Origin of the sequence: Albimonas donghaensis (genome assembly GCF_900106695.1) — a bacterium.
GTDB lineage: Bacteria > Pseudomonadota > Alphaproteobacteria > Rhodobacterales > Rhodobacteraceae > Albimonas > Albimonas donghaensis.
This window is the reverse complement of sequence record NZ_FNMZ01000013.1, coordinates 1-22,574: the sequence shown is the minus strand read 5'-3', so window position 1 is coordinate 22,574 and position 22,574 is coordinate 1. Positions and strand designations below refer to the sequence as shown.

The 22,574-nt window shown below is 70.2% G+C and carries 19 protein-coding genes; 7 read left to right on the top strand and 12 right to left on the bottom strand.

The genetic code is table 11. The features are described from left to right. Positions 1-6: 6 nt before the first annotated feature. The 5 genes from BLV24_RS20520 to BLV24_RS20500 form a co-directional block, all read right to left on the bottom strand. The gene (locus tag BLV24_RS20520; RefSeq protein WP_092685393.1) at positions 7-273 is read right to left on the bottom strand and encodes a spike base protein, RCAP_Rcc01079 family; all 267 of its coding nucleotides are present in this window, start codon (positions 271-273) and stop codon (positions 7-9) included. A gap of 191 nt (positions 274-464) precedes the next feature. After that, positions 465-2,267, bottom strand: a complete 1,803-nt coding sequence (locus BLV24_RS20515; protein WP_092685391.1) for an ABC transporter ATP-binding protein — start codon at positions 2,265-2,267, stop codon at positions 465-467. Between the two features lie 94 nt (positions 2,268-2,361). Continuing rightward, positions 2,362-3,168, bottom strand: a complete 807-nt coding sequence (locus BLV24_RS20510; protein ID WP_092685389.1) for a sulfotransferase family protein — start codon at positions 3,166-3,168, stop codon at positions 2,362-2,364. Next, the gene (locus BLV24_RS20505; RefSeq protein WP_092685387.1) at positions 3,165-4,235 is read right to left on the bottom strand and encodes a glycosyltransferase family 2 protein; all 1,071 of its coding nucleotides are present in this window, start codon (positions 4,233-4,235) and stop codon (positions 3,165-3,167) included. Before BLV24_RS20505 ends, BLV24_RS20510 begins: the two co-directional genes overlap by 4 nt. Before the next feature lie 162 nt (positions 4,236-4,397). Beyond that, positions 4,398-5,804, bottom strand: coding sequence for a glycosyltransferase family 4 protein (locus tag BLV24_RS20500; RefSeq protein ID WP_176954863.1), 1,407 nt, complete (start codon positions 5,802-5,804; stop codon positions 4,398-4,400). 293 nt (positions 5,805-6,097) lie between these two features. Between BLV24_RS20500 and xrtD the strand changes: the two genes are divergently transcribed. From xrtD to BLV24_RS20485, 3 genes are all read left to right on the top strand, one after another. Beyond that, positions 6,098-7,720 (top strand): VPLPA-CTERM-specific exosortase XrtD, encoded by a 1,623-nt coding sequence (gene xrtD, locus BLV24_RS20495; protein ID WP_092685383.1) that lies wholly within the window; start codon positions 6,098-6,100, stop codon positions 7,718-7,720. 71 nt (positions 7,721-7,791) lie between these two features. After that, positions 7,792-8,766: a sulfotransferase family protein gene (locus BLV24_RS20490; RefSeq protein WP_143040386.1), complete on the top strand. Its 975-nt coding sequence runs from the start codon at positions 7,792-7,794 to the stop codon at positions 8,764-8,766. Between the two features lie 19 nt (positions 8,767-8,785). Beyond that, complete coding sequence (locus BLV24_RS20485) at positions 8,786-9,784, top strand: glycosyltransferase family 2 protein (RefSeq protein ID WP_092685379.1); 999 nt, start codon at positions 8,786-8,788, stop codon at positions 9,782-9,784. A gap of 8 nt (positions 9,785-9,792) precedes the next feature. Here BLV24_RS20485 and BLV24_RS20480 read toward each other — a convergent pair whose 3' ends face one another. Further along, the gene (locus BLV24_RS20480) at positions 9,793-10,581 is read right to left on the bottom strand and encodes a WecB/TagA/CpsF family glycosyltransferase (protein ID WP_245710688.1); all 789 of its coding nucleotides are present in this window, start codon (positions 10,579-10,581) and stop codon (positions 9,793-9,795) included. Between the two features lie 87 nt (positions 10,582-10,668). Further along, positions 10,669-12,657, bottom strand: a complete 1,989-nt coding sequence (locus tag BLV24_RS20475) for an acyltransferase family protein (RefSeq protein ID WP_092685375.1) — start codon at positions 12,655-12,657, stop codon at positions 10,669-10,671. A 211-nt stretch (positions 12,658-12,868) separates the two neighbouring features. On the opposite strand from BLV24_RS20475, the gene BLV24_RS20470 reads away from it, so the two are divergent. From BLV24_RS20470 to BLV24_RS22955, 3 genes are all read left to right on the top strand, one after another. Then, a complete protein-coding gene (locus BLV24_RS20470) occupies positions 12,869-13,147 on the top strand; it encodes a hypothetical protein (protein ID WP_092685373.1) in 279 nt (92 codons plus the stop codon). Positions 13,148-13,229: 82 nt separating this feature from the next. Next, positions 13,230-14,060, top strand: coding sequence for a sulfotransferase domain-containing protein (locus BLV24_RS20465; protein WP_092685371.1), 831 nt, complete (start codon positions 13,230-13,232; stop codon positions 14,058-14,060). A gap of 153 nt (positions 14,061-14,213) precedes the next feature. Beyond that, the gene (locus BLV24_RS22955; RefSeq protein WP_092685368.1) at positions 14,214-15,881 is read left to right on the top strand and encodes an O-antigen ligase family protein; all 1,668 of its coding nucleotides are present in this window, start codon (positions 14,214-14,216) and stop codon (positions 15,879-15,881) included. Between the two features lie 509 nt (positions 15,882-16,390). Here BLV24_RS22955 and rfbD read toward each other — a convergent pair. The 5 genes from rfbD to rfbC form a co-directional block, all read right to left on the bottom strand. After that, positions 16,391-17,269 carry a dTDP-4-dehydrorhamnose reductase gene (rfbD, locus tag BLV24_RS20455; protein ID WP_092685366.1) on the bottom strand — a complete coding sequence of 293 codons (879 nt, stop codon included), beginning with the start codon at positions 17,267-17,269 and terminating at the stop codon, positions 16,391-16,393. Continuing rightward, positions 17,266-18,288, bottom strand: a complete 1,023-nt coding sequence (locus tag BLV24_RS20450) for an NAD-dependent epimerase/dehydratase family protein (RefSeq protein ID WP_092685364.1) — start codon at positions 18,286-18,288, stop codon at positions 17,266-17,268. The genes rfbD and BLV24_RS20450 overlap by 4 nt, the downstream gene beginning before the upstream one ends. 202 nt (positions 18,289-18,490) lie before the next feature. Beyond that, positions 18,491-19,126 (bottom strand): sulfotransferase family protein, encoded by a 636-nt coding sequence (locus tag BLV24_RS20445; protein WP_092685362.1) that lies wholly within the window; start codon positions 19,124-19,126, stop codon positions 18,491-18,493. Further along, positions 19,123-20,232 carry a glycosyltransferase family 61 protein gene (locus BLV24_RS20440; RefSeq protein WP_092685360.1) on the bottom strand — a complete coding sequence of 370 codons (1,110 nt, stop codon included), beginning with the start codon at positions 20,230-20,232 and terminating at the stop codon, positions 19,123-19,125. Before BLV24_RS20440 ends, BLV24_RS20445 begins: the two co-directional genes overlap by 4 nt. A 26-nt stretch (positions 20,233-20,258) precedes the next feature. Then, complete coding sequence (gene rfbC / locus BLV24_RS20435; protein WP_092685358.1) at positions 20,259-20,810, bottom strand: dTDP-4-dehydrorhamnose 3,5-epimerase; 552 nt, start codon at positions 20,808-20,810, stop codon at positions 20,259-20,261. Between the two features lie 476 nt (positions 20,811-21,286). Here rfbC and BLV24_RS20430 point away from each other — a divergent pair, with 476 nt between their 5' ends. After that, positions 21,287-22,342, top strand: a complete 1,056-nt coding sequence (locus BLV24_RS20430; protein WP_245710687.1) for a replication initiator protein A — start codon at positions 21,287-21,289, stop codon at positions 22,340-22,342. The last annotated feature ends 232 nt before the right edge of the window (positions 22,343-22,574 follow it).

Below are 22,574 nucleotides of genomic sequence, written 5' to 3'. Positions count from 1 at the left end.
CCCCGCTCAGTTCATGACCATGGCGTGGATGCCGGCGGCGGTGGTCCCGGTGGCGAGCACCCTGGACACGCCGCACAGGATCCAGCCGTAGTCGGAGACCTCGACATCGCGCTGGAAGCCGGATTCGGAGACGAAGACCACCCGCCCGCCGGTCTCGATGTAAAGCGCGACGGCGACCTGGCTCAGGGGCGCGGCGTCGCTGGGGACGACGGGCAGGTAGTCGCGGGCGGGGCCGGACAGGGACAGGCTGCGGTTGTCGAAGGGATTGTGCATGGCGTGCTCCCGGCGCGGCCCCGCGAGGATCGGGCCGGGGGCGTGGCGCTGACATGGCTCGGACAGGGAAACGGCCGGCGGGTCCGGACAGGGCGGGACACGGCGACGCGAGACCCTGACCATACAAGGTCAAGGTTTACGCGAAGTTTAGATTTGGGAGGGCGGGGGCGGATCGGGGGGCCTGCGCCCCCTCAGCTCCCCCCCTGCGCCATCTCGCGGAAGACCTCGGAGCGCTCGATCAGCTCGTCGTAGGTCCCGCTGGCCGAGACCTCGCCCCTTGCGAGCAGGAAGATCTCGTCGCAATTGCGCACCGTGGTCAGGCGGTGGGCGACCATGATGATGGTCTTGTTCCCGCCCAGCCGCGCCACGGCGTCGATCACCGCCCGCTCGGTGATGTTGTCGAGCGCCGAGGTCGCCTCGTCCAGGATCAGCACGTCCGGATCATGATAGAGCGCCCGCGCGATCCCGATCCGCTGCCGCTGCCCGCCCGAAAGCCGCACGCCGCGGTCGCCGACCATGGTCTTGTAGCCCTGAGGCAGCTCCCCGGTGACGAAGTCGTGCAGCTCGGCCATGCGCGCGGCGCGTTCGACCGCGTCGTGGTCGATGTCCTCGGGCGCGATGCCGAAGGCCACGTTCTCCGACACCGTGGCGTCGGTGAGGAAGATCTGCTGGGGCACGTAGCCGATGGACCGGCGCCAGGCGCGCTGCATGTCCTCGCCCTCGACCGCGACCCCGTCGACTTCCAGCGCCCCGCCCTGCGGCGGCAGCAGGCCGAGCAGGATGTCCATGGCGGTGGTCTTGCCCGCCCCGGTGCCGCCGACGATGCCGACGGTGGAATTCGCCCGGATCTCGAGCGAGATGCCCTGCAGGGCGGTGCGCTCGGAGGCGGGATAGGCGTAGGTCACGTCGCGCAGCGCGAGGCGCTCGCGCAGGTGCAGCGGCTCGGGCGGGGAGGCGGGGGGCAAGGTCTGGCCGTCGGCTTCGAGCACCTCGCGGTGCAGGGAGTCGAGGGTGGGCTTGTTGAAGCGAATTTGGCTGATGCCACGATAGATCGCCTGCATCGCCGGCATCAGCCTGGCGCCGGCCAGCGCGTATACGCCGGCCACCGGCAGCACCGCCGACAGATCCCCGTTCTCCATGGCCAGAAGCACCACCAGCACCAGGATCATGCTGCCGAAAGCGATGCCCTCGAGCAGGTGACGCGGCACCTCGGACAGGGTGCGGCTGGCGGCCTGGGCCTCGACCAGGCGCAGGGCCGGGACCCGGTAGCGGCCGAGCGCCTCGGCCTCCAGCCCCAGAACCTTGATCTCCTTGATGCCGATCATCGATTCCTGCGCGATGCGATGGCAGGCGCGGTTGGCGTCGAAGCGCTGCTGGCCGATGCGCAGCAGCATCCGGCGCGCCACAACGAAGATCAGCACGTAGCTGCCGCCCACGATCGTCGCCATGATCAGCGAGGCCAGCGGGTTGGCGAGCACCATCAACGACACCATGGCCAGCACCACCACGGCATTGGAGATCACCTCCAGCAACGGGATCACCACGCCGTTGACCAGCACCGCGGTCTCGCCCATGACCGTCTTGACCAGGTCGGCGCTGTGCCGGCCCAGGGACCAGGCGTAGGGCTGGCCCAGATAGCCCCGCAGGAGCCGGGTCGAGATAGAGTAGTTGCGCATCGACCCGAAGCGGAACAGCGCCCAGGCGGTCACGATCCGGATCATCACCGAGCCGATGAACACCACGAACACCATCACCCCCATCGCCAGCAGGAAATCCTGCCGGCTCTGGAAGCCGAGGCCCTGATAGACGCCCGCCAGGATGGCGTTGGTCTCGACCAGCTCCGGCTTGGCGAGGATGCTGAGGAAGGGGATGATCACGGCGACGCCGCCCATGTTGGCGAAGCCCATCACGACGATCATCGCCAGCAGCAGGCGAAACCGCCGCCGCTCGCGCGCGTCGAGCATGTCCATCAGCTTGCGCCAGACCTGCAGCATGAGCGTCGTGTCTCCTTGTTCGATGTGGTCCAGACGTCCGCGCCGGAAGGGCGGGACCTTATGCTGCGCCAGCGAAGGCCGCCAGCGCCTTCGCTCAGCCCGCCGCCGCGCGCCAGAAGGCGATGTCCTCGGCCAGAAGCGCCTCGATCCGGGCCCGGGCCGCGTCGTCGAGGCTGGGACGCTCGCGCATCCGCAGGCGCCCCTTGACCGCGTCGCGCAGGCTCTGCGGCACCAGGGTCCGGCGCAGCCAGGCCGCCGCCGGATGCTCGATCACCAGGTCGTAGAGCGGAAACCGCCGGATGCGCTCGGCCGAGACGTTCTGGGCGCCCAGATCCTCGGCCCAGCGGAACGCCCCCGGGCGGCCCAGAAACGCCCCGACCCGGTCCAGCGTCCCCTGCGGATCGCGGTTCATGTCCTCAAGCCGCAGCAGCAGCAGGTTCCCGTCGCCGAAGCGTGCCCGCCAGGGGGCGGCCTGCATGGCGTAGCGGCTGTAGTCGATCAGCTCGGGCATCGTCTCCAGCGCCGTCTCGATGCCGCCGGCGGGGACTTTCCCCATCGTCCATTCGTGGATGTAATGCGACACCAGCCGCGCCACCGGGTCGCGCATCAGGTAGATCAGCTTCGCCCCCGGCGCGGCCGCGTGCAGCCGCTCGGCCGCATTCGGCCAGGTCGGCGACTTGGCGTAATGGGTCGAGGCCTCGCCCTTCAGATCCCCCGGCGCCGCCGCGTCGTAGAGCGATTCATACCAGCCCATGCCCTTGGCGTAGACCGGGTCGTCGGAGAAGAAGTTCGGCTCCTTGGGCGTGGTGACGAACACGCCCTCCTGCGCCGAGAGCTGGGCGGCCAGCGTGCTGGTCCCGCATTTCATCGCGCCGATGATGACGAAGTCGGGACGGGTCATGCCTTGGCCCCCGGTTCGGTCCGCGCCCCGGCCGGCGCGCGGCTGTCGCCGCGGGGGCTGAGAAAGTTGATCCAGATGTCCGAAGCCTCGTGCTCCGCCGCCTGGGGCACGGGCTTGCCCGCCAGCCGGCGCAGCTGCGCGATCCCCCGGCCCAGATGCCACATCAGGTTCGCCGCCAGCAGCCCGGCATGGCCGTTGGCCAGATGCAGGTAGCGGGTGCGCGAGGCGTAATAGTATGCGGGCCCCCGCTTGCGCGCCTTCGCCAGCGCCTTCACCGGGCCCGAGCCGCCGCGCAGGTGGATCACGCGCGCGCCGTATTCATAGACCACCCGCCAGCCCGCGCGCCGGGCGCGCAGGCAATAGTCGGCGTCGTCGAAATACATGAAATAGCCGCGATCGAGCGGCCCGACCTCGGCCAGCACCTCGGCCCGCACCAGCACGCTGGCGAAGCTGACCCAGCCGATGTCCTCGGGCGCGGGCGGAATGTCGTGCAGCGGCACGTCCCAGCGGCTCAGCAGCCTGGTCACCGGCCCGGTCTGCGCGCCGCGGATCAGCTCGCTCATCGGGGTGAAATGGCGGAAGCAGCTGACCTGCGGCTCGCCGTCCGGCCATTCCAGGCGCTGGCCGATGACGCCGGCCTCGGGCTCGGCATAAGCGCGGTCGAGCATCGCCCGCAGCGCGCCCGGACGCACCATCGCGTCGCTGTTGAAGATCAGGTAGAAGCGCGCACTGACCTCACGGCACACGATGTTGTGCCCCTCGGCGAAGCCCGCGTTCTCCGCGCCACGGATCAGGCGCACCGGCGTCCCCGCAGGCTGGGCGTCGATCCAGGCCTGGATGCGGTCGGGGCTGTCGTCGCCCGAGCGGTTGTCGAGCACCACGATCTCGCCGTCGATGTCGCCCATGTCGTCGACCAGCGAGCGCAGGCAGTCGAGGGTCATGTCCCCGGTGCGGTAGTTGATCACCGAGACCAGCAGCTCGCGCGTCCGCGTCGGGTCGGAGGCGGGGTCGGAGGCGAAGGCAGGGTCGGAGGCAGGGGCAGGGGCTCCGGGCGCCGTCTCCGTCATCGGGACATCTTCTCGATGCGCGGAAAGTCGCTTGTCTGCATGCTCGTTGGAAATCCCCTGCGCGGCCGCTATGCGCCTCGATCAGGATCCGACCGCGGATCCTCGCTGGAAACTATGGGAAAGCGGCCGCGACCGCCACCTCAAGCGGCCGCCGCCACGGCGTCATCCCGCCGCGGCGCGGACCGGGGGCTCGGTCGCGAGACTCCGGGCGGGGGAGGTCCGCCGCCCCTCGAAGGCCGCGTCCGCCGCCAGCGCCAGCCGCGCGCCCAGCCCCAGCCGCCGGTCGAAGAACCGTTCCCGCAGCCGCTCCGCCGCCGCGTTCATCGCCGCCAGACGCGCCGGCGCGGCGATCAGGGCGGCGATCCGCGCCTCGAGATCGGCGGCGTCGCCGGCGCGGAAGGTCTCCGTCGCGCCCGCCAGCAGCGCCGCGCAGGGCACGCCGTCGCTCAGCAGCGCCGGCACGCCCAGCAACGCCGCCTCGATCGGGGTTTTGGCGAGACCCTCCGAGAACCCCGGCCCGGTGGGGCAGACCAGCAGGTCGGCGTCGGCCAGCCGGGCGCGCAGCGCATCGCCGGGCAGGTGGCCGGCGAAGTCCGCCCGCCCCTCCAGCCCCGCCGCGCGGGCCGCCTCGCGCAGCGCCTCCAGCTTCGAGCCGGCCCCGAGGAATTCCAGCCGCAGCTCCGGATGCGCCCGCGCCAGGCCCGCGAAGGCCCCGAGCAGGTCGAACACGCCCTTGTCGGCCTCGATCCGGCCCGCATAGACCAGCCGGCGCAGGGGGCGGTCGGGGAGGCGCGGGGTCCAGGCGTCGCGCCAGGGCTCGGCGTATTGGGGGATGTGGACGTCCACCGCCTCCGCGCGCAGGCCGATGCGCAGGGCCTGTTCGCGCACCGCCTCGCTGACGCAGATCACCCGCGCGCCGGCCAGCCGCAGGGCGAGGCCGTTGAGCGCGCCGATCGCCCGCTCCAGCCGGTTGGGGCCGCGATGGGCGGGCCAGAAGCCGTTATGCAGCGAGATCACCAGCCGGGTCCCGCCCAGCCGCGCGGCGGCCAGCGGCCAGAAATGGCCGAGGAAGCGCTGGCAGATGACCAGCTCGGCCCCGGTGCGCCGCGCCTCGCGCGCCAGTTCGAAGGCGTGGCGGATCTGGCGCAGGTGGTGGCCGGCGCCGCTTCCCGCGCGGGCGGGGAGATGGGCGAAGGCCACCGGGTCCGTCGCATCGCGGGGCGCGTCGGCCGTGGGGGGCGCCTCGGTCCGCACCTCCAGGCTCGCGCCCAGCCGCGCGGCCAGCTCGTAGACCTGGGCGGAATAGGCGAGCGCGGCGATGCCCGGATCATCCTCCCCCGCCCGCCAGCGCCGCCAGGTGCCTTCCACGTCGCCGGGACCGGGGGCGAAGAGGATGCGGCGGCCGCGGCCGAGCCGCTCCACGACCCCGTCGAGACCGGCGGGCAGGGTCCGGGTCGCGCCCGCCTGCGCACCCGTCCGCCCGCCCGCCTGCGCGCCCGCCCCGCCGTCGGCCTCGCGGCGGGCCTCCGCGCGGTTGTCGGGGATCGCCTTGAAGATCGTCGTCGCCATGGAGCCGCGCCTCTCCGCTCGGCCGTCGCCGGGCGCGGGAGCGCCTTGCGGACGGTTTGATGAAAAACCTCCGCACAACGTCCGGTTTATTGGTTTCCAAAAGGTGAATCCGCCCGCCCCCCGCCCCGACCCACGCCCCGACCCACGCAACCGTGCGCCCCCCGCGGCGACGCTTGCGTTGACAGCGGCGCTGCGCTTTGGCATCGCCTGAACGGATGCCGGACGCTCGCCACGCCCGCCCCTGAGGCGCGGCGGCGCGGATGCGGCCGACGCCAGCGACAAGCGGGGACGCCATGAAGACCATCACCGCCAGGACGCGCGACGCAGCCGGCGGCGAGGGGATGCTCGGGCTCGTCTGCCTCGTCCTCGCCTTCGCCTTCGCCGGGGTCTATTTCCGCGAGGGCATCGCCACCCTGATCGAGGCCTGGCAGCTCGCGGAATACAGCCACGGGCCGCTGATCCCGCTGCTCTCGGGCTTCCTGTTCCTGCGCCAGCTGAAAACCGTGCCCCCCCGCCACGGCGACATCCCCAACCGCTGGCCCGGCGTGGCGCTGGTGGTCTTCGCCATGCTGATCGCGCTGGTCGGCAAGTTCGCCCATATCGGCGACATCGTCGCCTACGCCATGATCCTGTGGATCGGCGGCATGGTCCTGATCAGCTTCGGCTGGAAGCAGGGCCGCGAATTCTGGCCCCCCGTCCTGCATCTGTGCTTCATGCTGCCGCTGCCGGGGCTGTTCTACTACAAGGTCTCCACCGTCCTGCAGTTCATGTCGTCCGAGCTGGGCGTCTGGGTGCTGCAGGTGATCGGCACGCCGGTGTTCCTCGACGGCAACATCATCGATCTGGGCATCTACAGGCTGCACGTGGCCGAGGCCTGCTCGGGCCTGCGCTATCTCTTCCCGATCATGTCGTTCAGCTACATCTTCGCGGTGCTCTACCGCGGGCCGACCTGGCACAAGGCGGTGCTGCTGCTGTCGGCCGTGCCGCTGGCGGTGTTCATGAACTCGGCGCGCATCGCGCTGGTCGGCGTGCTGGTCAACAATTACGGCATCGACCAGGCCGAGGGCTTCGCCCATCTGATGGAAGGCTGGGTGGTGTTCCTCAGCTGCATCCTGATCATGTTCCTGCTGGCCTGGCTGATGCTGGCCCTGCAGCCGGCGCCGCGCATGTCGCTCCCGGAGGCGCTGGACCTCGATTTCGATGAGATCATGCCCCAGTTCCAGCGCCTGCTGCTGACCCGGCCCTCGCGGGCGCTGATCACGGCGATGGTGCTGCTGGGGGCCGGCGCGGCGGCCTGGCAGGTGGCGGACGTGCGCGTGCAGGCCCCGCAGAACCGGCTGTCGCTGGCGAGCTTCCCGCGCCAGATCGGCGACTGGCAGGCCGAGGGCCTTCCCGCGGTGCTCGAGCCGGGGGTGGCCAAGACCCTCGCCGCCAACGACTACCTGTCGCAGAACTATGTCAGCCCGGGCGAGTCGGCCGCGGTCAGCTTCTTCTCGGCCTGGTATCTCGACCAGACCAAGGGCGGCATCCATTCGCCCGAGATCTGCCTGCCCGGCGGCGGCTGGGAGATGGAGCGGATCGAGGTGGTGGACCTCGCCGGCAAGCTCGGCACGATCGACCCGTTCCCGGTCAACCGCGCCCTGATCCGCAAGGGCATGACCGAGCTTCTGGTCTATTACTGGTTCGACCAGAGCGGGCGGCGCATCGCCTCGGACTACAAGGCCAAGATGATGCTGCTGTGGTCCGGCGCGCTCGAGGGCCGCACCGACGGCGCCCTCGTCCGCCTCACCACGCCGGTGCTGCCGGGCGAGAGCGCGGACGCCGCCGAGGCGCGTCTCCTCGACTTCCTGCGCCCGGCGATGGACGACCTGCCCGACCATATCGACCATGTGGGGGCGGCGGCCGCCGCCCGGTGATCGCGCGCGCCGGCGATCCGCCCCCCAGCCACCCCGGCCCGCTCCCGGCCGACCGCACCGAAAGGGCCCCGATGATCCAGGCCTCCGCGACCCCGCAGGCCGGCCCCGGCCTGGCCGGCCCGCCGCCGGTCCTCGTTTTCGGAGCCCTGCGCTCGGGCACCACCGTGTTCCGGCTGATGCTCAACCACCATGGCGGCATCCGCAATCCGGGCGAGGCCGACTTCCTGTTCGACCACATCGCGCGCGATCCCGCCGGCGTCTGGCGCTACGACCGCCCGGCGCTGGAGGTCGACCGCGTGTTCCTCGCCCGGGGCGCGACGCTCCGCCCCGGGCTGGACGGCGAGGCCCTGCTGGCCGACATGATCGACCAGATCCGCCCCGCCGACGGGCGGCTCTACGCGCTCAACATCCATCGCGGCATCGCCGACGCCGCCCGGCTGCTGCCCGGGGTCCGGGTGATCCGCATGCTGCGCGACCCGCGCGACGTGGCGCGGTCCTCGATCGGCATGGGCTGGGCGGGCAACACCTATTTCGGCGTCGATCACTGGATCGGGACCGAGCGGGAATGGGACGAGGCCGCGCCCCTGATCCAACCTGAAAACGTTCTTGAGCTGCGTTACGAGGCCCTGTTCCGCGACCTGGAAGGGCAGCTGCGCCGGGTCTGCGATTTCCTCGGCCTGCCGTTCTCGGCGACGATGCTCGACTATCACGGAAACTCGACCTACGAGCCGCCCGACCCCACCCTGGTCGAGCAGTGGCGCCGCAAGCTCTCGCCGCGCGACCTGGCGCTGGTGGAGGGCAAGCTGGGCCCGCTGCTGACCTCGCGCGGCTACGCCCCCAGCGGCCACGCTCCCGTGCGTCCCGGCCTGCTGGAGCGTCTGGCCCTGACCGCCGCCAACAAGCGCGACGTCTGGCGCTTCGCCATCCGCCGCTACGGCGCGAACGTGGTGCTGGGCGAGAAGATCACCCGCCGGCTCGGCCTGCGCGCCGCGCACCGGCGCATCGTCCTGCGCCAAGGCGAGATCGCCAAGCGGTTCCTGAAATGAGCCGGACCCTACGCAGGGCATGACACTGACCCGCACTGCCGCCCCGCGCATCGCCGCCGTCGCCATCGGCCGCAACGAGGGCGCGCGCCTGCTCGCCTGCCTCGACGCCCTGCAGGGCCAGGCCGGGCGCATCGTCTACGTCGACAGCGGCTCCACCGATGGCAGCGTCGAGGCGGCCCGGGCGCGCGGGGCCGAGGTCGTCTCCCTCGACATGACCCTGCCCTTCACCGCCGCCCGCGCCCGCAACGCCGGCATCGCCCGCCTGACCGAGACCGGCCCCCGCCCCGAGCTCGTCCAGTTCGTCGACGGCGACTGCATCCTCGATCCCGGCTGGATCCCCGCGGCCCTCGCCTGCCTCGACGCACACCCGTCCGTCGCCGTCGCCTGCGGCCGCAGGCGCGAGCGCTTCCCGGAGGCCTCGGTCTACAACCGCCTCTGCGACCGCGAATGGAACACGCCCGTCGGCCCCGCCAGGGCCTGCGGCGGCGACGCGCTGATGCGGCTCGACGCCATCGAGGCCGCGGGCCTCTACAACCCGACCCTGATCGCGGGCGAAGAACCCGAGCTCTGCGTCCGCCTGCGCGCGCAAGGCTGGGAGATCCGGCGGCTCGACGCCGAGATGACCCTGCACGACGCCGACATGCATCGCTTCGGGCAATGGTGGACCCGCATGCGCCGCTCGGGCCACGCCTGGGCCGAGGGCGCCGCGATGCACGGCGCCGCCCCCGAGCGTCACTGCATCCCCGGCCTGATCCGCGCCCTGACCTGGGGGGCGGCGCTGCCGGCCCTGATCCTCGCCGCGGCGATCCTGATCCACCCCGCCGCCCTGCTGCTGGCCGGGATCTACCCGCTGCAGGTCCTGCGCCTCGCCCGCCGCGGCGGTTTCGGGCGCGACGCGTGGGAAACGGCGCTTTTCATGACCCTCGGCAAATTCCCCGAGACGCAGGGCGCGCTCGGCTACGCCCTCGGCCGCCTGCGCCGCCGCCCGGCCCGGCTGATCGAATACAAGGGCGGGTAAGCGCCCCCCTACCCCTGCCCCCGCAGCCGCCGCGCATCCCGCGCCAGCCCCGGCAGGATCGCGAAACAGGCGGCGTAGCGGGCCGCCAGCCGCTTGGGCTCGCGCCCCAGCCGCCACAGCCATTCCAGCGCCAGCTTGCGCACCAGCGCCGGGGCCCGCGCCTGGGTCCCGGCCGCGAACTCCACCCCCGCGCCCACCGAGGCGAAGCCGATCCCCGGAACCCGCTCCAGCCCCCGGGCCGCGAGAATCTCCTGCTTGGGCGCGCCGAGCGCCAGCAGGCAGAGCCGCGCCCCCGAGGCCGCCAGTTCGTCGAGGCACGCATCCGCCACCGGCCCGGCCGGATCCAGCCCGTAGGGCGGCGCGATCCGCGCCACCACCCGCAGGCCGGGATTCTCCGCCTCCAGCTTCGCCGCCGCCGCGTCCAGCGTCGCCTGATCCGCCCCCAGCAGCCCCATCGGGACCCCCAGCCGGGCGGCCAGCGCCGCCAGCGGGCCGACCAGCTCGGATCCCGGGACCAATTCCACCGGCCGCCCGGCCAGCTTCGACAGCCACACCACCGGATTGCCGTCCGCCACCACGTAGCTCTGCGCCAGATAAGCCGCCCGGAACGGGGCCGAGCCGCGCAGCTTCACCAGATGATCCAGATTGAGCGTCGCCAGCGCAAACCCCCGCCCCGCGCGCAGATCCGCCTCCACCGCCGCCATCAGCGCCGCGCGCGTCGGCATGTTGAGGCGCACGCCGCCCGTCCCGTCGCCCGCCGGATTCCCCGGCAGGTGGAAGGCCATAGCCCGATCCATCCGATCCATCCCATGATCCCTGGCGACGAACGCCGATGCCCGAGCCCTAGCAGCCGGCTTTGCGGCTGGCGAGCCTTCGACCATCTGCTATTCGATTGACTTGAACAACCTGGCCACCAGCCAGCGGGCGCCCTGGATGGAAAGATGATCGTCATCGCGGTAAAGAGGCGCATCCTCCGCGACGATCCGGCAGTCCGGCGCGCACATCAGATCCGCCACGGACAGGCGCTCGATCGGAAAACGTTCCTCAGCCCGGTCAAAAGCAGCGTCGACCGGAGCGCTGCGGGCCGCGTAGTCCGCCCGGGTCGGCGTCGGCGGAGGGGGGATGCCAAGGAATGCCTGGGCGATGAAGGCCCTGGGCACATTAAAGCCAACTTCGGGCACACCCTCGATCAGGATCGCCTTTCGTCCTCGCGCCTGCAGCGCAGCCAGCGTGTCCCGCAGTCCGGTCTCAAAGATCTCGGCAGGGGCGGACGTATCTTCGCCCGCCAGAGGCGCCGCGAGGGCCAGCACAGGAACCTTCTGGGTCTCGTTCGAGGGGCGGGTCCCGCTCGCGATCAAGGCCCAGCGACCGACAAGCACCACGGTATCGATGTTTGGATGGGCGTCGAGCCAGTCCACAACCCCAGCGTTGAACCCTGCGCAGTCATGCCCGACCCCAAGATCACGCCGGATCAGACCCAACAGCGGCGGGCATCCGAGCTTGACCGCAGCCGCCCCGGTCCGCCCGACCCCGCGTAGCCAAGCCTCCAGCCCAGGCAGCATGGCCGCCGCGTGAGAATCGCCCCAGATCAGTGTCCGGACGCCGCCGCTTTCCTCTATCGGCGCGCCGAAGGTGCACAGTCGGCCTGCAGGCAGGCAGCGCTCTTCCAGCCCCGAGCGGCGAGTCGCCTGCTCATAGGCGTCCTGGGCGCCGTCGCGCACCCGGCCCTCGACCCCGTTGGTCGCGTAGATCAGCACGCCCGCGCAGGTCAGCGCCGCGGCCCCGATCCCCGACAGCGCGAAGATCGCCCCCCGCCCGAAGCCGGACCTCCGTCCCTCGGGCCCCGCGACCGGGCGCGCCCGGAACGGCCGCTCCACGAAGCGCCAGCTGAGCACGGCCAGCACCAGCGACAGGACGATCAAGGCGGCGGCCGGCCCCGCCTCGATATGCGCGCTCCCGCCGAACAGGCGCGCGACGACCAGCGGCGGCCAGTGCCACAGGTAAAGCGAATAGGAGATCAGCCCGACCCCCACCGCCGCCCGCGTCGACAGCAGCCGGCCCGTCCAGGTCTGGCGCTGGCCACCCGCCCAGATGATCGCCGCGGCGCCGAGGCAGGTCGGCGCCGCGGCCAGGCCGGGAAACGGCGTCTCGGCGGTCAGCAGCACGATGCTGGCGCAGATCGCCGCCAGCCCCGCCGCCGCCACGACCTCGACCACGCCCCGGCGCGCCGTGCCCGGAAAGGCGCCGAGCGCCAGCAGCGCGCCCAGCCCCAGCTCCCACGCCCGCAACGGCGTCAGGAAGAAATTCGACAGCGGGGCCACCTGCGTCGCCCAGACCGCCGCGACGAAGGAGACCGCCGACAGGCCGGCGATGACCGCCAATGTCCAGGACTTCCGCCAGCGCGCCAGCCCCCACAGCAGCAGCGGGAAGACCAGGTAGAACTGCTCCTCCACAGCCAGGGACCAGGTGTGCAGGAGCGGCTCGTACTCAGCCGAATTCCCGAAATAATCTCCCGTGGAATAAAGAAACCACATGTTCGACGAAAAGAAGATCGTCGCCACCGCCGACTTGGCCAGCGCCGAGTACATCCAGGGCGGACACAGCGCATAGCCGACCGCCAGGCAGATGGTGAGCATCGCGAACAGCGCCGGCAGGATCCGCCGCGCCCGCCGTTCGTAGAAGCCCAGCAACGAGAAACGGCCTGCGTCGATCTCCCGCGCCAGAATCCCGGTGATCAGGAAGCCGGAGATCACGAAGAACACGTCGACGCCGACGAACCCTCCGGAGAAGCCGGCGACGCCGGCATGCGAGAACACGACCGGCAGCACGGCGATGGCCCTCAGACCATCGATGTCGCGACGATAGCCCTTCATCGCGCGCTCGAAATCGACATCCTTCCCCCCCCTCCATCCCACGCGCCGGACGCAGCCGCAAACGCGAAGGGCCGATGCGAAGCGGACAAGACCGCGTCTCCCGTCCCGCGCCCACGCGCATAACGCAACAACCGACCGCCGATTGCCAGAGGGGTGCGACAGCACGCATCAACCGCGCCCCCCCTGCCCCTATCGACCTGCGGTCCTGAAAATGCGCCTCAAGGCCCGCACGGTGGTGAACTGCGCGGCGCTCTCTGCGGTGGCGGTCGCCTCCCGCCTGCGCGGGTTCCCGGCCGCGCATCTGCCCCGGCTGACGCTCGCCAAGGGCTCGTATTTCTCGCGGGGCGGGGCCACGCCGTTCTCCCGCCTGATCTACCCCGCGCGCAGCGAACGCTTCTACGCCGCGATCCGCCGCGACTGGCCGGACCTCGTCGCTCGCGCTGGGGGAACTGCCCGCCGTGCCGGTCGCGGCGGGCTGATACGCCCCTGAGACGGGGCGCGCAATTGACACCCCCCGGGCCGCCGCGTTGGGTGCCCGAAGCCCAGAGGCGCGGCAGGGAACGGAGATTTCAATGGACAAGACCTTCGTGCTCGGAACCGGCGCTGTCAAAGGCGGCACCACCTGGCTTCATGAATACCTCCTGTCCTTCGACGCATACCACAAAGGCGTGATGAAGGAGATCCGGGTCTGGGAGACCGCGACCCAGCCCGAGTTCGGCGAGTTCGAAGTGAAGCTCTTCGACGTCAAGGACCGCGGCGACCTGTTCCGCTGGACCTTCCGCACCTTTCCCGCCGCCTATTTCCGGTTCTACAACCGGATCTACCGTCGTCACCGGGTGCGGCTCACCGGCGACTTGACCCCCACCTATACCGGGCTCTCGGCCGACACCTTCCGCCGGATCCGCGACGGCTTCGCCCGGCGCGGGGTGAAGGTGAAGGCGGTGTTCCTGATGCGCGACCCGGTGGAACGGTGCTGGAGCCAACAGCGCATGGTCGAACGCATGGGCCGGCCCGAGCGCTACATCCGCATCGACGGCGACACCGAGAGCAACCTGCTCGCCTATCACGCCACGGCGCATTGCCATCTGCTGACCGACTATCACCGCACCCTCGCCAACCTGGAGGCGGCCTTCGCGCCCGAGGACATCCATTTCGGCTTCTACGAGACCATGTTCGAGGCTGACGAAATCGCACGCCTGTCGCGCTTCCTCGGCCTCGCGCCGAAGCCCGAACTCGTGGAGAACCGGTTCAACACCTCTGACAAGACCTCCGAAATCAGCGACGCGGCCAAGGCCCGGATCGCCGAGGAATACCGCCCGGTCTACGAAGACTGCGCCGCCCGCTTCCCGGTAACCCGCGAGATCTGGGGCGGATGGAAGCATCTGGACGCATCCGCGTCCTAATCCGGGGGCCCCTCTCCGCATCGGCGGATGCCGCTGATGCTGCACCTCGAGTCGGTCGGCTGGATCATCCGGCCGGCATGCGCTATCGCTGCCGCCAGTTTCCCGCCCCCGGCGCCGCGATCTTCAGCCCGGGCCCGGCCAGGAGAGCAGGTGATGCCCAACCTCTTCGCCTATGCGATGCTGCTCGTCTGGCCGCTGGTGGCGGTGGCGCTGTTTCGCAAGAGGCCCCGCGCTTCGGCGCTGGTCTGGACGCTGCTGGCCGGCTACCTGCTGCTGCCGAGCGCGACCTCGATCGACCTGCCGTTGCTGCCCCCGCTCGATCGCGACAACGGTCCGGTGCTCGCCGCCTTCGCGCTGTGCCTGGCAGGCGTGGGGTTGAAGCGGAGCCGTCGCGTCGGAACGGCGTCCGCCGCGACTCCCCTCAAGGACGATGAGCGGCCGGGATGGCTGCCCAGATCGAAACTGGCGCGGCTTCTGATCCTGATGCTGGCGCTCGGGCCGCTGGCGACCACCTATCTCAATCCCGAACCGCTGATCTATGGCCCGCGCGTCCTGAAGGGCATGGCGCTCTACGACGGGGCTTCGCTGGTGATGCAGCAGATCATCACCATCCTGCCGCTGCTGCTGGGGCGCAAGCTGCTCTCGGATCCCGCAGGAGTCCGGACGCTGATGGCGGCGATGGTCGCCGCGGCGCTGGTCTACACGATCCCCATGCTGGTCGAGATCCGGCTCAGCCCGCAGATCCACAGCTGGGTCTACGGCTTCTTCCCCCACGACTTCATCCAGACCAAGCGCTTCGACGGCTTCCGCCCGCAGGTGTTCCTGCTGCACGGGCTCAAGCTCGCGCTCTACATGTCGATGACCTTTCTCGTCGCCCTGGCGCTGATCCGGGTCCTGAAGTCGCCCGCGCCGGGCGAGCGGAAGCCGCGTGCGCTTGGCGGCTGGAAGCTGAGCGCCGCCTGGCTCGGGATCATGCTGGTGCTGTCGAAGTCGGTGGGCGCGCTGGCCTCGGCGCTGGTCATGCTCCCCCTCGTGCTGCTCGCCGGGCGGCGCATGCAGATCGGCGCAGCGGTGATCGTGGCGGCGGTGACGCTGCTCTATCCCGCGGTGCGCAGTCTCGACCTGGTGCCCACGGACACCCTTGTATCCATGGCCAACCAGATATCGCCGAACCGGGCGCAGTCGCTGGAATTCCGGTTCGACAACGAGGACCTGCTGCTGGCCAAGGCCGATGAGCGACCGGTCTTCGGCTGGGGGTCCTGGGCGAGGAACCGGGTCTTCCACGAGACGAAGGGATGGGACCAGGCGATCACCGATGGACTTTGGGTGATCACCTTCGGCGTCTATGGCTGGTTCGGCTATATCGCCCAGTTCGGGCTGCTGACCCTGCCGATCTTCGCGCTGTTCAGACAACGCCGCCATCCCGATCTGTCGCTGGAGACCACGACGCTCTGTCTGGTGCTGTGCGTCAACTACCTCGACCTGCTGCTCAACTCCGGCATGACGCCGCTGACCTGGCTGATCGCCGGCGCGATCCTCGGTCGGGCCGAGGCGCTGGCCGCCAACCCGGTCTCCGCCAAGCAGCAGGCCGCCGCCCCGGCCCGCAACGCCAATGCCCTCCGCAGGCCGTCCGCGACGCGGCCCGGGCATCCCGCCCCCCAGCGACCCGGCCCCCAGCGACCCGGCCCCCGGGGACCCGAACCTCAGACCCCGGTCTCACCACGCCCATCCGCGCCCCGGCCGGATCCGGGTCGTTCCGGACCAATGCGCCCCGGCATCGGCGGCCGCCCCGAGACATCTTCCGACCGCTTCCCGCGCTGACAAGCGGGCGGCCAGAACAGACCCTCCCGCCGACGCCATGAGCGGAAGCCGAGGTATTTCGATATCCCGCGCCCCGAAGTCGGGTCTCGAAGCCCTCTGAATGACGCTCTCGTTCCGCTGCGCTTGCAGGTGTTCGATCACCGGATGAGATGGCCGGTATGTCGCGTGAAGGATTGGGGTTCCGACGCCCCTTTTCGGACATGACCTCGAACCCGGCTCGGCCTTTGGCGGCGATCGTCGTCAGGATCGCGGCATGAACCAGGGTGGAGCCGCGCCGAAGGCCGCATTTGACGACATCAGCGCCTGAGACCCTTGGCATGTCTCAACATGCGCTGTTTTCGAACTGTCGGCGCGATCCAGAAATATATTAAATCACAATCACTTGAATGAAATCGCGCCCAATTCGCGTCGTTCCCCCGCACGACCTTGGCGGACAGGGAGCGACGCCCATATCGCCTCTCCCGTCGCCATCTCGTTGCGAAACCGACCCCGATTGGGTCCGCGAGCCCTCAGCCCCCCACATGCCCCTTCGCCCGCAGATACCGCCCCAGGCTCTCGCGCCAGTCGGGCATAGGGCCGTAAGCCGCGGCCAGCTTCGACGTATCCAGAACCGAATAGCCCGGGCGCAGCGCCCGCGTCGGGAATTCCGAGCTGGCGCAGGGGGTCACTTCGGCCTTCACGCCGGCCTGGGCGATGATCTCGGAGGCGAAGGCGTGCCAGGTGGCTTCGCCGCCCCCCGCCACGTGCCAGAGGCCGGGCTCGACCCCCTCGGCCAGCATCTTCAGGATCACCGACGCGATATCGGCCGTCGCCGTCGGCGACATGTGCTGGTCGGCCACCACCTTCAGCGCGCCCCGCTCGCGCCCGAAGCGCAGCATGGTTTCGACGAAGTTGCCGCCCTTGCCCGACGCGCCCGCCACCCCGTAGAGCGAGGCGACGCGCAGCACCGCCGGCTCTCCGGCCAGCCCCGCCAGCGTCTCGCCGAAGGCCTTCGAGGCGCCGTAGACGTTGACCGGCGCGGTCGGGGCGTCCTCGGCCAGCGGCGCCGCCCGCCCCCGGTCGCCGCCGAACACGTAGTCGGTCGAGATATGGATGAACCGCGCGCCTCGGTCCGCGCAGACCTTCGCCATCGCCTGGGGCGCGTGGGCGTTGACCGCCATGGCCAGCGAGCCGTTGTCCTCGACCTCGTCGGTCTTGTGGTAGCTGGTGCAGTTGACCAGGGCGTCGAACTCGATCCCGGCCAGCGTCTCGGCCACCGTGCCGGGCGCGGACACGTCGAGCGCCGCGCGGCCGAAGGGGATCAGCTCGATCCCCCCCGGCGCAGCGGCATGGGCCGCCTGGATGTCATGGCCGAGCTGGCCGTTCGGCCCCAGCAGCAGAACCTTCATATCTCGATGATCCCGCCGTAGAGCTCCACGTCCTTGATCCGCTTGTGCCAGTCGGCGAGCTGCTTGTACCAGTCCAGCGTGATGGTCTGGGTGGTCTTGTCGACCGCACCCGATTCCAGCGCCACGCAGGTCTCGATCACGCCGTCCTTGGCGGTGCGCTGCGCCTTCCAGCCAAGCGCCTCGATCTTGTCGAAGCCGGCGCGATAGGACCGCACGTCGGCGTCGCCATACCACTCGATCGTCACGTCGCGGGGCACGTAGGAGGCCACCAGTTCGCCGAGCGCGCCCAGCTGATAGGTGTTCTCGTCCGAGCCGACGTTGAAGATCTGGCCGCCGACCTTCTCGGCCGGCGCGGTCAGCATGAAGATCTGCGCCGAGGCCGTGTCCTTCACATGCACCATCGGGCGCCACTGGCTTCCGTCGCGCATCAGCGGCAGCTTGCCGGTCTTCCACGCGCCGTAGGTCATGCCGTTGATCGCCAGGTCGAAGCGCATCCGCGGGCTCAGGCCGTAGACCGTCGCCTGCCGCAGCACCACCGCGCAGAACCCGTCGCCGTTGAGCGGCAGGATCGCCTGCTCGGCCATCTCGTTGGCCTTGGCGTAGACGGTCAACGGGTTGGTGGGCGTGGTCTCGGTGGCGATCACGCCCTCTTCCTGGAAGCCGTAGATCGAGCAGGACGAGGGCAGCACATAGCGCTTGACGCCCGCGGCCTTCGCCATCCGCGCGGTCCGCACCCGGCTGTCGCGGTTGATCTGGTAGGTGGCGGTTTCGAAGAGCTCCCCCGACGGGTCGTTGGAGATCGCCACCAGGTCGATCACCGCGTCGATGCCCTCGAGCATGGCCTCGGGCAGCTTGCGGCTGTCCTCGACCACCACTTCCAGCTTGGGATGCCTGGGCAGCAGGTCATTCCCGAAGAAGAAGCGGTCGACGGCGCGGACCTCATGGCCCGCCTCCAGCAGCATCGGCACCAGCGTGGTGCCGATATAGCCCCCCGCCCCGGTCACAAGCACGCGCGTCATGGTCTGCAATCCCCGTTGGATGGTTGTCCTGCTCCCGGCCGCGCGCCGGACCGTTTCGCCGGCGCGGACCCGTTCCCCTCAGAACCGGGAGCGATGTCGATGAGCTGCGCCTCGGCGCCTGACGATCCGAGCGCCTTGGAGGGCGTCACGGCCAGGCCCCTGTCTACAGGGGCGGCTTTCGGCAAGTCCAGCATCCCCCCGCTCAGCGTCCCAGCAGCCGGCCCGCCTGGCGCAGCGCCCGCTCGCGGGTCTTCCACCAGGCCATCTTGAGCCGCTTGCGTCCCGCGGTGTTGGCATGGGGCCAGGGGCGGTCGGGAACCGGCAGGCCCAGAAACCCGCAGAGCTGCTCCCAGGACCCGGTGGAGCCGGTCTCTATCTCCAGGAAATCGCCGGGGCGGTCGGCGAAATGGTCGCGGACTTCGCGGTTGTGCCGTTCGTAGCGCGCCAGCCACGCGGCCTCGTGACCCAGCGGATAGGGCGAGCCGTAGATCAGCTGGTGAATGGCGTTGGGATGATCGGCGAAATCCCGCGCCGCGCTTCGGATCCAGGCCTGCGGATCGCGGGTCACCAGGATGAAGCGCGACCCGGGATAGCGCGCGTCCAGCATCCGGTAGAGCACCGGCCAGGGCGTGTCCTTGAAGGCGTCATGGGTCTCGGCCAGCTCCACCGCCAGAGCCTCGACCTGCGGCCAGTCCAGATCCTCGCGCGTCGCCAGCCCGCGGAATTCGCGATAGCCCGCGACCCGCAAGCCGAGCTGCGACATGGCCAGGCCCAGCGACGTGGTGCCGGTCTTCTGGAAGCCCAGGCAGAAGACCTTGGGGGTCGTCGGGGCGGTCATGACGCCTCTCCTGTTGAGGCCTGCGCCCGCCCGGCGACGTCGGCGCCGTCCAGCAGGTCGAAGGCGGTTTCCAGCGCGGCGGGATCGATCTCGAAATCCTGCAGCGAATAACGGTCGAACGGCTTCGAGAAATCATAGGCCGGGGCGATATGCTCGGGCCGGATGCGGCCGCGCACGCCGATCCACTCGACCCCGACCTGTTCGGCCATCGCCCGGTAGACGTTGGTGACATGCCCGCAGGGGAACAGCTCCACCAGCCGCCGCAGCCGCGCGCCGCCGGAGCGGTAGAGCAGCGGAGCCAGCGCCGCGCCGTGGATCGCCACGATCTCCTCGGCCTCCTCGACCAGGCGCATCTGCTCGGCCGGGGTCAGGTCCTCGGCATAGATCCGCGTGTGGCCGCGGGCGGTCAGCAGGGCCATGACCTCGGCCTCGTTGGCCAGCTTGCGGCTGTCGCGGCGCGAGATGAACACCCGCCGCCCCGCCCCGGTCCCGTCCTCCGGCCCGCCGCGCACGCCCGCGGCGCGCAGCGCGGCGTCGACCGCGGGCAGGCGCGCCCAGTCGGCCCGCCGGCTGCGGATCGCGATCCAGGGCTCGGCCGAAAACCGCACGACCCGGCCCGACACCGGCGCGTCCGTGGCCAGCGTCTCGAAGCCGAACAGGGCGGCGGCCTTCAGGATATGGCCGGGGGTCCGGGCCGGCAGCGCCAGCAGCGTCTGGTTCCAGTCCAGCCCCGCCACGTCGCAGGCGTGGAACACCAGCGGCAGATGGTTGTTGAGGAAATGCGCCCAGTTCTCGGGCGACCGGGTGCGCAGATCGAAGACCATGCGCCCGTCCGGCGCCTCGATCGGGGTCGAGGGCGTGTCCCGCCCCAGCAGCCGCCGCGCGAGGCCTCGCAACCCGCCCGGCCGCGTCTTCGTCGCGCGGGCGACGCCTGGACCGCTCTCCAGCACCAGGGCCCCTTCACGGCCGACGGCGATCGGAGGCAGGTGGATGATCTCAGGCGCGGGAACCACCCGGTCGGCGAGGTAGGAGCTGGCAGCCACCATGATCCCGCCCCCGATGCGAAGCATCGGCAGCGTCTCCTCGTGGCGCGGGAACCCGGTCATGGCGCGCGTCACCGGTCCGGCCGCGGTCAGAACGGCGCGGGGATGTCGGCCAGCAGCGGTTGCTTCGTGTCCTTGTCCGAGAGCACCGCCCTACCCGCCGGCAGCGGCCAGTCGATGCCGAGCGCGGGGTCGCTCCACAGGATCCCCTTGTCATGGGCCGGGGCGTAATAGTTGGTGACCTTGTAGATCACCTCGGTGTCGGGAACGAGGGTGATGAACCCGTGCGCGAAGCCGATCGGCACCAGGATCTGGTTCCAGCCCTCGGCGGTGATCTCGGCCGCCACATGACGCCCGTAGGTCGGAGACCCCGACCGCAGGTCCACCGCCACGTCCAGGATCGCCCCCTTCACGCAGCGCACCAGCTTGTCCTGCCCGAAAGGCGGCGTCTGGAAATGCAGGCCGCGCAGGGTCCCGGTTTCGGCGGACAGCGAGTGGTTGTCCTGCACGAAGTCCAGATCGATCCCGGCCTCTGCGAAGGCCTGCTTGTTGTAGACCTCCGAGAAGAAGCCGCGATGGTCGCCATGCTTCTTCGGGCGGATGATCCTGACGTCCGGGATCTCCAGAGTCTGCACGTCCATGCGTCGTTCTCCTCGTTCGGCGTCGTTTCCGTCGTTCCCTCTAAAGGCAGGAGGGTCGTGAATCCAGCGTCGCCGCGTCACGGGCGCCGTTGCCGAGCGGTTTCGCAGCCGTTGTCAGGCCGGGTTCCGGGGTCGCGACGCCCCTATCCCGCCAGCTGGGGTGTTAAATAGAGTTATATATAGGGTTACGCCTGTGGATAACCTTTGCATGCCATTGAAATAAAACATTTTTTAAGACCGCCCCGATTCCAAAGGACCACTCCTCCGATTCCAAACCACCACTCCAGCGACTCCAAAGGACCAATCCGATTCCAAAGGACCACTCGGGCGATGAAAGACCAGTCCGGCGATGAAAGACCACTCGGGCATTGAAAGACCAGTCCGGCGATGCTAGACCAATCCGGCGACGAAGGACCAGTCCGGCCGCTTCCGGGTCCGGCCCGCCCGTCGCCTCCGCCAGAAGGACGGGAGGGACCATGGACATGACCGCCCCCCATCGGCCCCACGGCGCCGTCCCCAACCCGCTCGACCCCGACCGCTACCCGCAGGGCGATTTCTTCGTCTGCGATATCCTCGACGCCACGCCCAAGGGCGACATGGCGCCGATGGAGCATCCGATCTTCTCGCTCTCCACCCGCCCCGACACCCGGCGTCTGCGCTACGAGAACGGGCGCAACTGGATCGAGGTCCGCCCCTCGGACGCCGGCCTCGCCACCATCCACGACCGCGACGTGCTGATCTTCTGCATCTCCCAGCTGGTCGCCGCGATGAACGAGGGGCGCGAGCCCTCGCGCTATGTCCGCTTCAACGCCGCCGACCTGATGCGCGCCACCAACCGCGCCGGGGGCGGGGCGGGTTATGAGCGCCTCCAGGCCGCCTTCCTGCGCCTGCAGGGCACCCAGATCGTCACCAACATCGTCACGGGGGGGGAGGAGGTCACCTCCGCCTTCTCCCTCATCGACCAGGTGAAGATCATCCGCCGCACGCAAGGCGGGCGCATGGTGGAGGTGGAGGCCAAGCTGTCGGACTGGACCTGGAACGCCATCCGCGCCCACGAGGTCCTGACGCTGCACCGCGACTATTTCCGCCTGCGCAAACCGCTGGAGCGGCGGATCTACGAGATCGCCCGCAAGCATTGCGGCATGCAGACGGACTGGCGGATTTCGCTGACCAAGCTGCATCTCAAGGTCGGCTCGACCTCGGAACTCCGCGTCTTCCGCCAGCAGGTCGGCCGCATCGCCGAGGCCGACGCGGCCCACGCCCACATGCCCGACTACGCGGTGGAGCTGACCGAGACCGACATGGTGGTCTTCCGCCTGCGCCGGGAACCGGCCGTCTTCGACGTCGAGGTCGGCCGCCTGATGCCCGAGACCTACCAGGAGGCCCGCGCCTACGCGCCGGGCTGGGACGTCCGCCACCTGGAGGCCGAATGGCGCCGCTGGTGCGAGGCCGAAGAGATCGAGCCCCGCAACCCCGACCGCCACTACCTGAAATTCTGCACCAGCTGGTCGGAGAAGCGCGGCCGGCCGTAAGCCGCCCCCCTCCTCCTCCCCGTCACCGGCCCTGACCTCGCGGAGCCCGACGCGCCCGCCCCGGGGGGGCGCGTCTGGGCAAGGCGTCCGAAAATCCCCAACAGCAAATCCGGTTACTGCCGGTTAATTATGTAAATTCACCCTGCGCTAGCCCTGATACTTCTCGGTTACCTCAGTCCTTTTCGTTTGCTTTCCCGGCCCCCCGTAGACCTGCGCTGATCTTGTCCAGCGT

Coding starts and splice junctions, on each gene's coding strand:
- BLV24_RS20520 (WP_092685393.1), bottom strand. CDS start 273: ATGCACAATCCCTTCGACAACCGCAGCCTGTCCCTGTCCGGCCCCGCC.
- BLV24_RS20515 (WP_092685391.1), bottom strand. CDS start 2,267: ATGCTGCAGGTCTGGCGCAAGCTGATGGACATGCTCGACGCGCGCGAG.
- BLV24_RS20510 (WP_092685389.1), bottom strand. CDS start 3,168: ATGACCCGTCCCGACTTCGTCATCATCGGCGCGATGAAATGCGGGACC.
- BLV24_RS20505 (WP_092685387.1), bottom strand. CDS start 4,235: ATGACGGAGACGGCGCCCGGAGCCCCTGCCCCTGCCTCCGACCCTGCC.
- BLV24_RS20500 (WP_176954863.1), bottom strand. CDS start 5,804: ATGGCGACGACGATCTTCAAGGCGATCCCCGACAACCGCGCGGAGGCC.
- xrtD (WP_092685383.1), top strand. CDS start 6,098: ATGAAGACCATCACCGCCAGGACGCGCGACGCAGCCGGCGGCGAGGGG.
- BLV24_RS20490 (WP_143040386.1), top strand. CDS start 7,792: ATGATCCAGGCCTCCGCGACCCCGCAGGCCGGCCCCGGCCTGGCCGGC.
- BLV24_RS20485 (WP_092685379.1), top strand. CDS start 8,786: ATGACACTGACCCGCACTGCCGCCCCGCGCATCGCCGCCGTCGCCATC.
- BLV24_RS20480 (WP_245710688.1), bottom strand. CDS start 10,581: ATGGATCGGGCTATGGCCTTCCACCTGCCGGGGAATCCGGCGGGCGAC.
- BLV24_RS20475 (WP_092685375.1), bottom strand. CDS start 12,657: ATGAAGGGCTATCGTCGCGACATCGATGGTCTGAGGGCCATCGCCGTG.
- BLV24_RS20470 (WP_092685373.1), top strand. CDS start 12,869: ATGCGCCTCAAGGCCCGCACGGTGGTGAACTGCGCGGCGCTCTCTGCG.
- BLV24_RS20465 (WP_092685371.1), top strand. CDS start 13,230: ATGGACAAGACCTTCGTGCTCGGAACCGGCGCTGTCAAAGGCGGCACC.
- BLV24_RS22955 (WP_092685368.1), top strand. CDS start 14,214: ATGCCCAACCTCTTCGCCTATGCGATGCTGCTCGTCTGGCCGCTGGTG.
- rfbD (WP_092685366.1), bottom strand. CDS start 17,269: ATGAAGGTTCTGCTGCTGGGGCCGAACGGCCAGCTCGGCCATGACATC.
- BLV24_RS20450 (WP_092685364.1), bottom strand. CDS start 18,288: ATGACGCGCGTGCTTGTGACCGGGGCGGGGGGCTATATCGGCACCACG.
- BLV24_RS20445 (WP_092685362.1), bottom strand. CDS start 19,126: ATGACCGCCCCGACGACCCCCAAGGTCTTCTGCCTGGGCTTCCAGAAG.
- BLV24_RS20440 (WP_092685360.1), bottom strand. CDS start 20,232: ATGACCGGGTTCCCGCGCCACGAGGAGACGCTGCCGATGCTTCGCATC.
- rfbC (WP_092685358.1), bottom strand. CDS start 20,810: ATGGACGTGCAGACTCTGGAGATCCCGGACGTCAGGATCATCCGCCCG.
- BLV24_RS20430 (WP_245710687.1), top strand. CDS start 21,287: ATGGACATGACCGCCCCCCATCGGCCCCACGGCGCCGTCCCCAACCCG.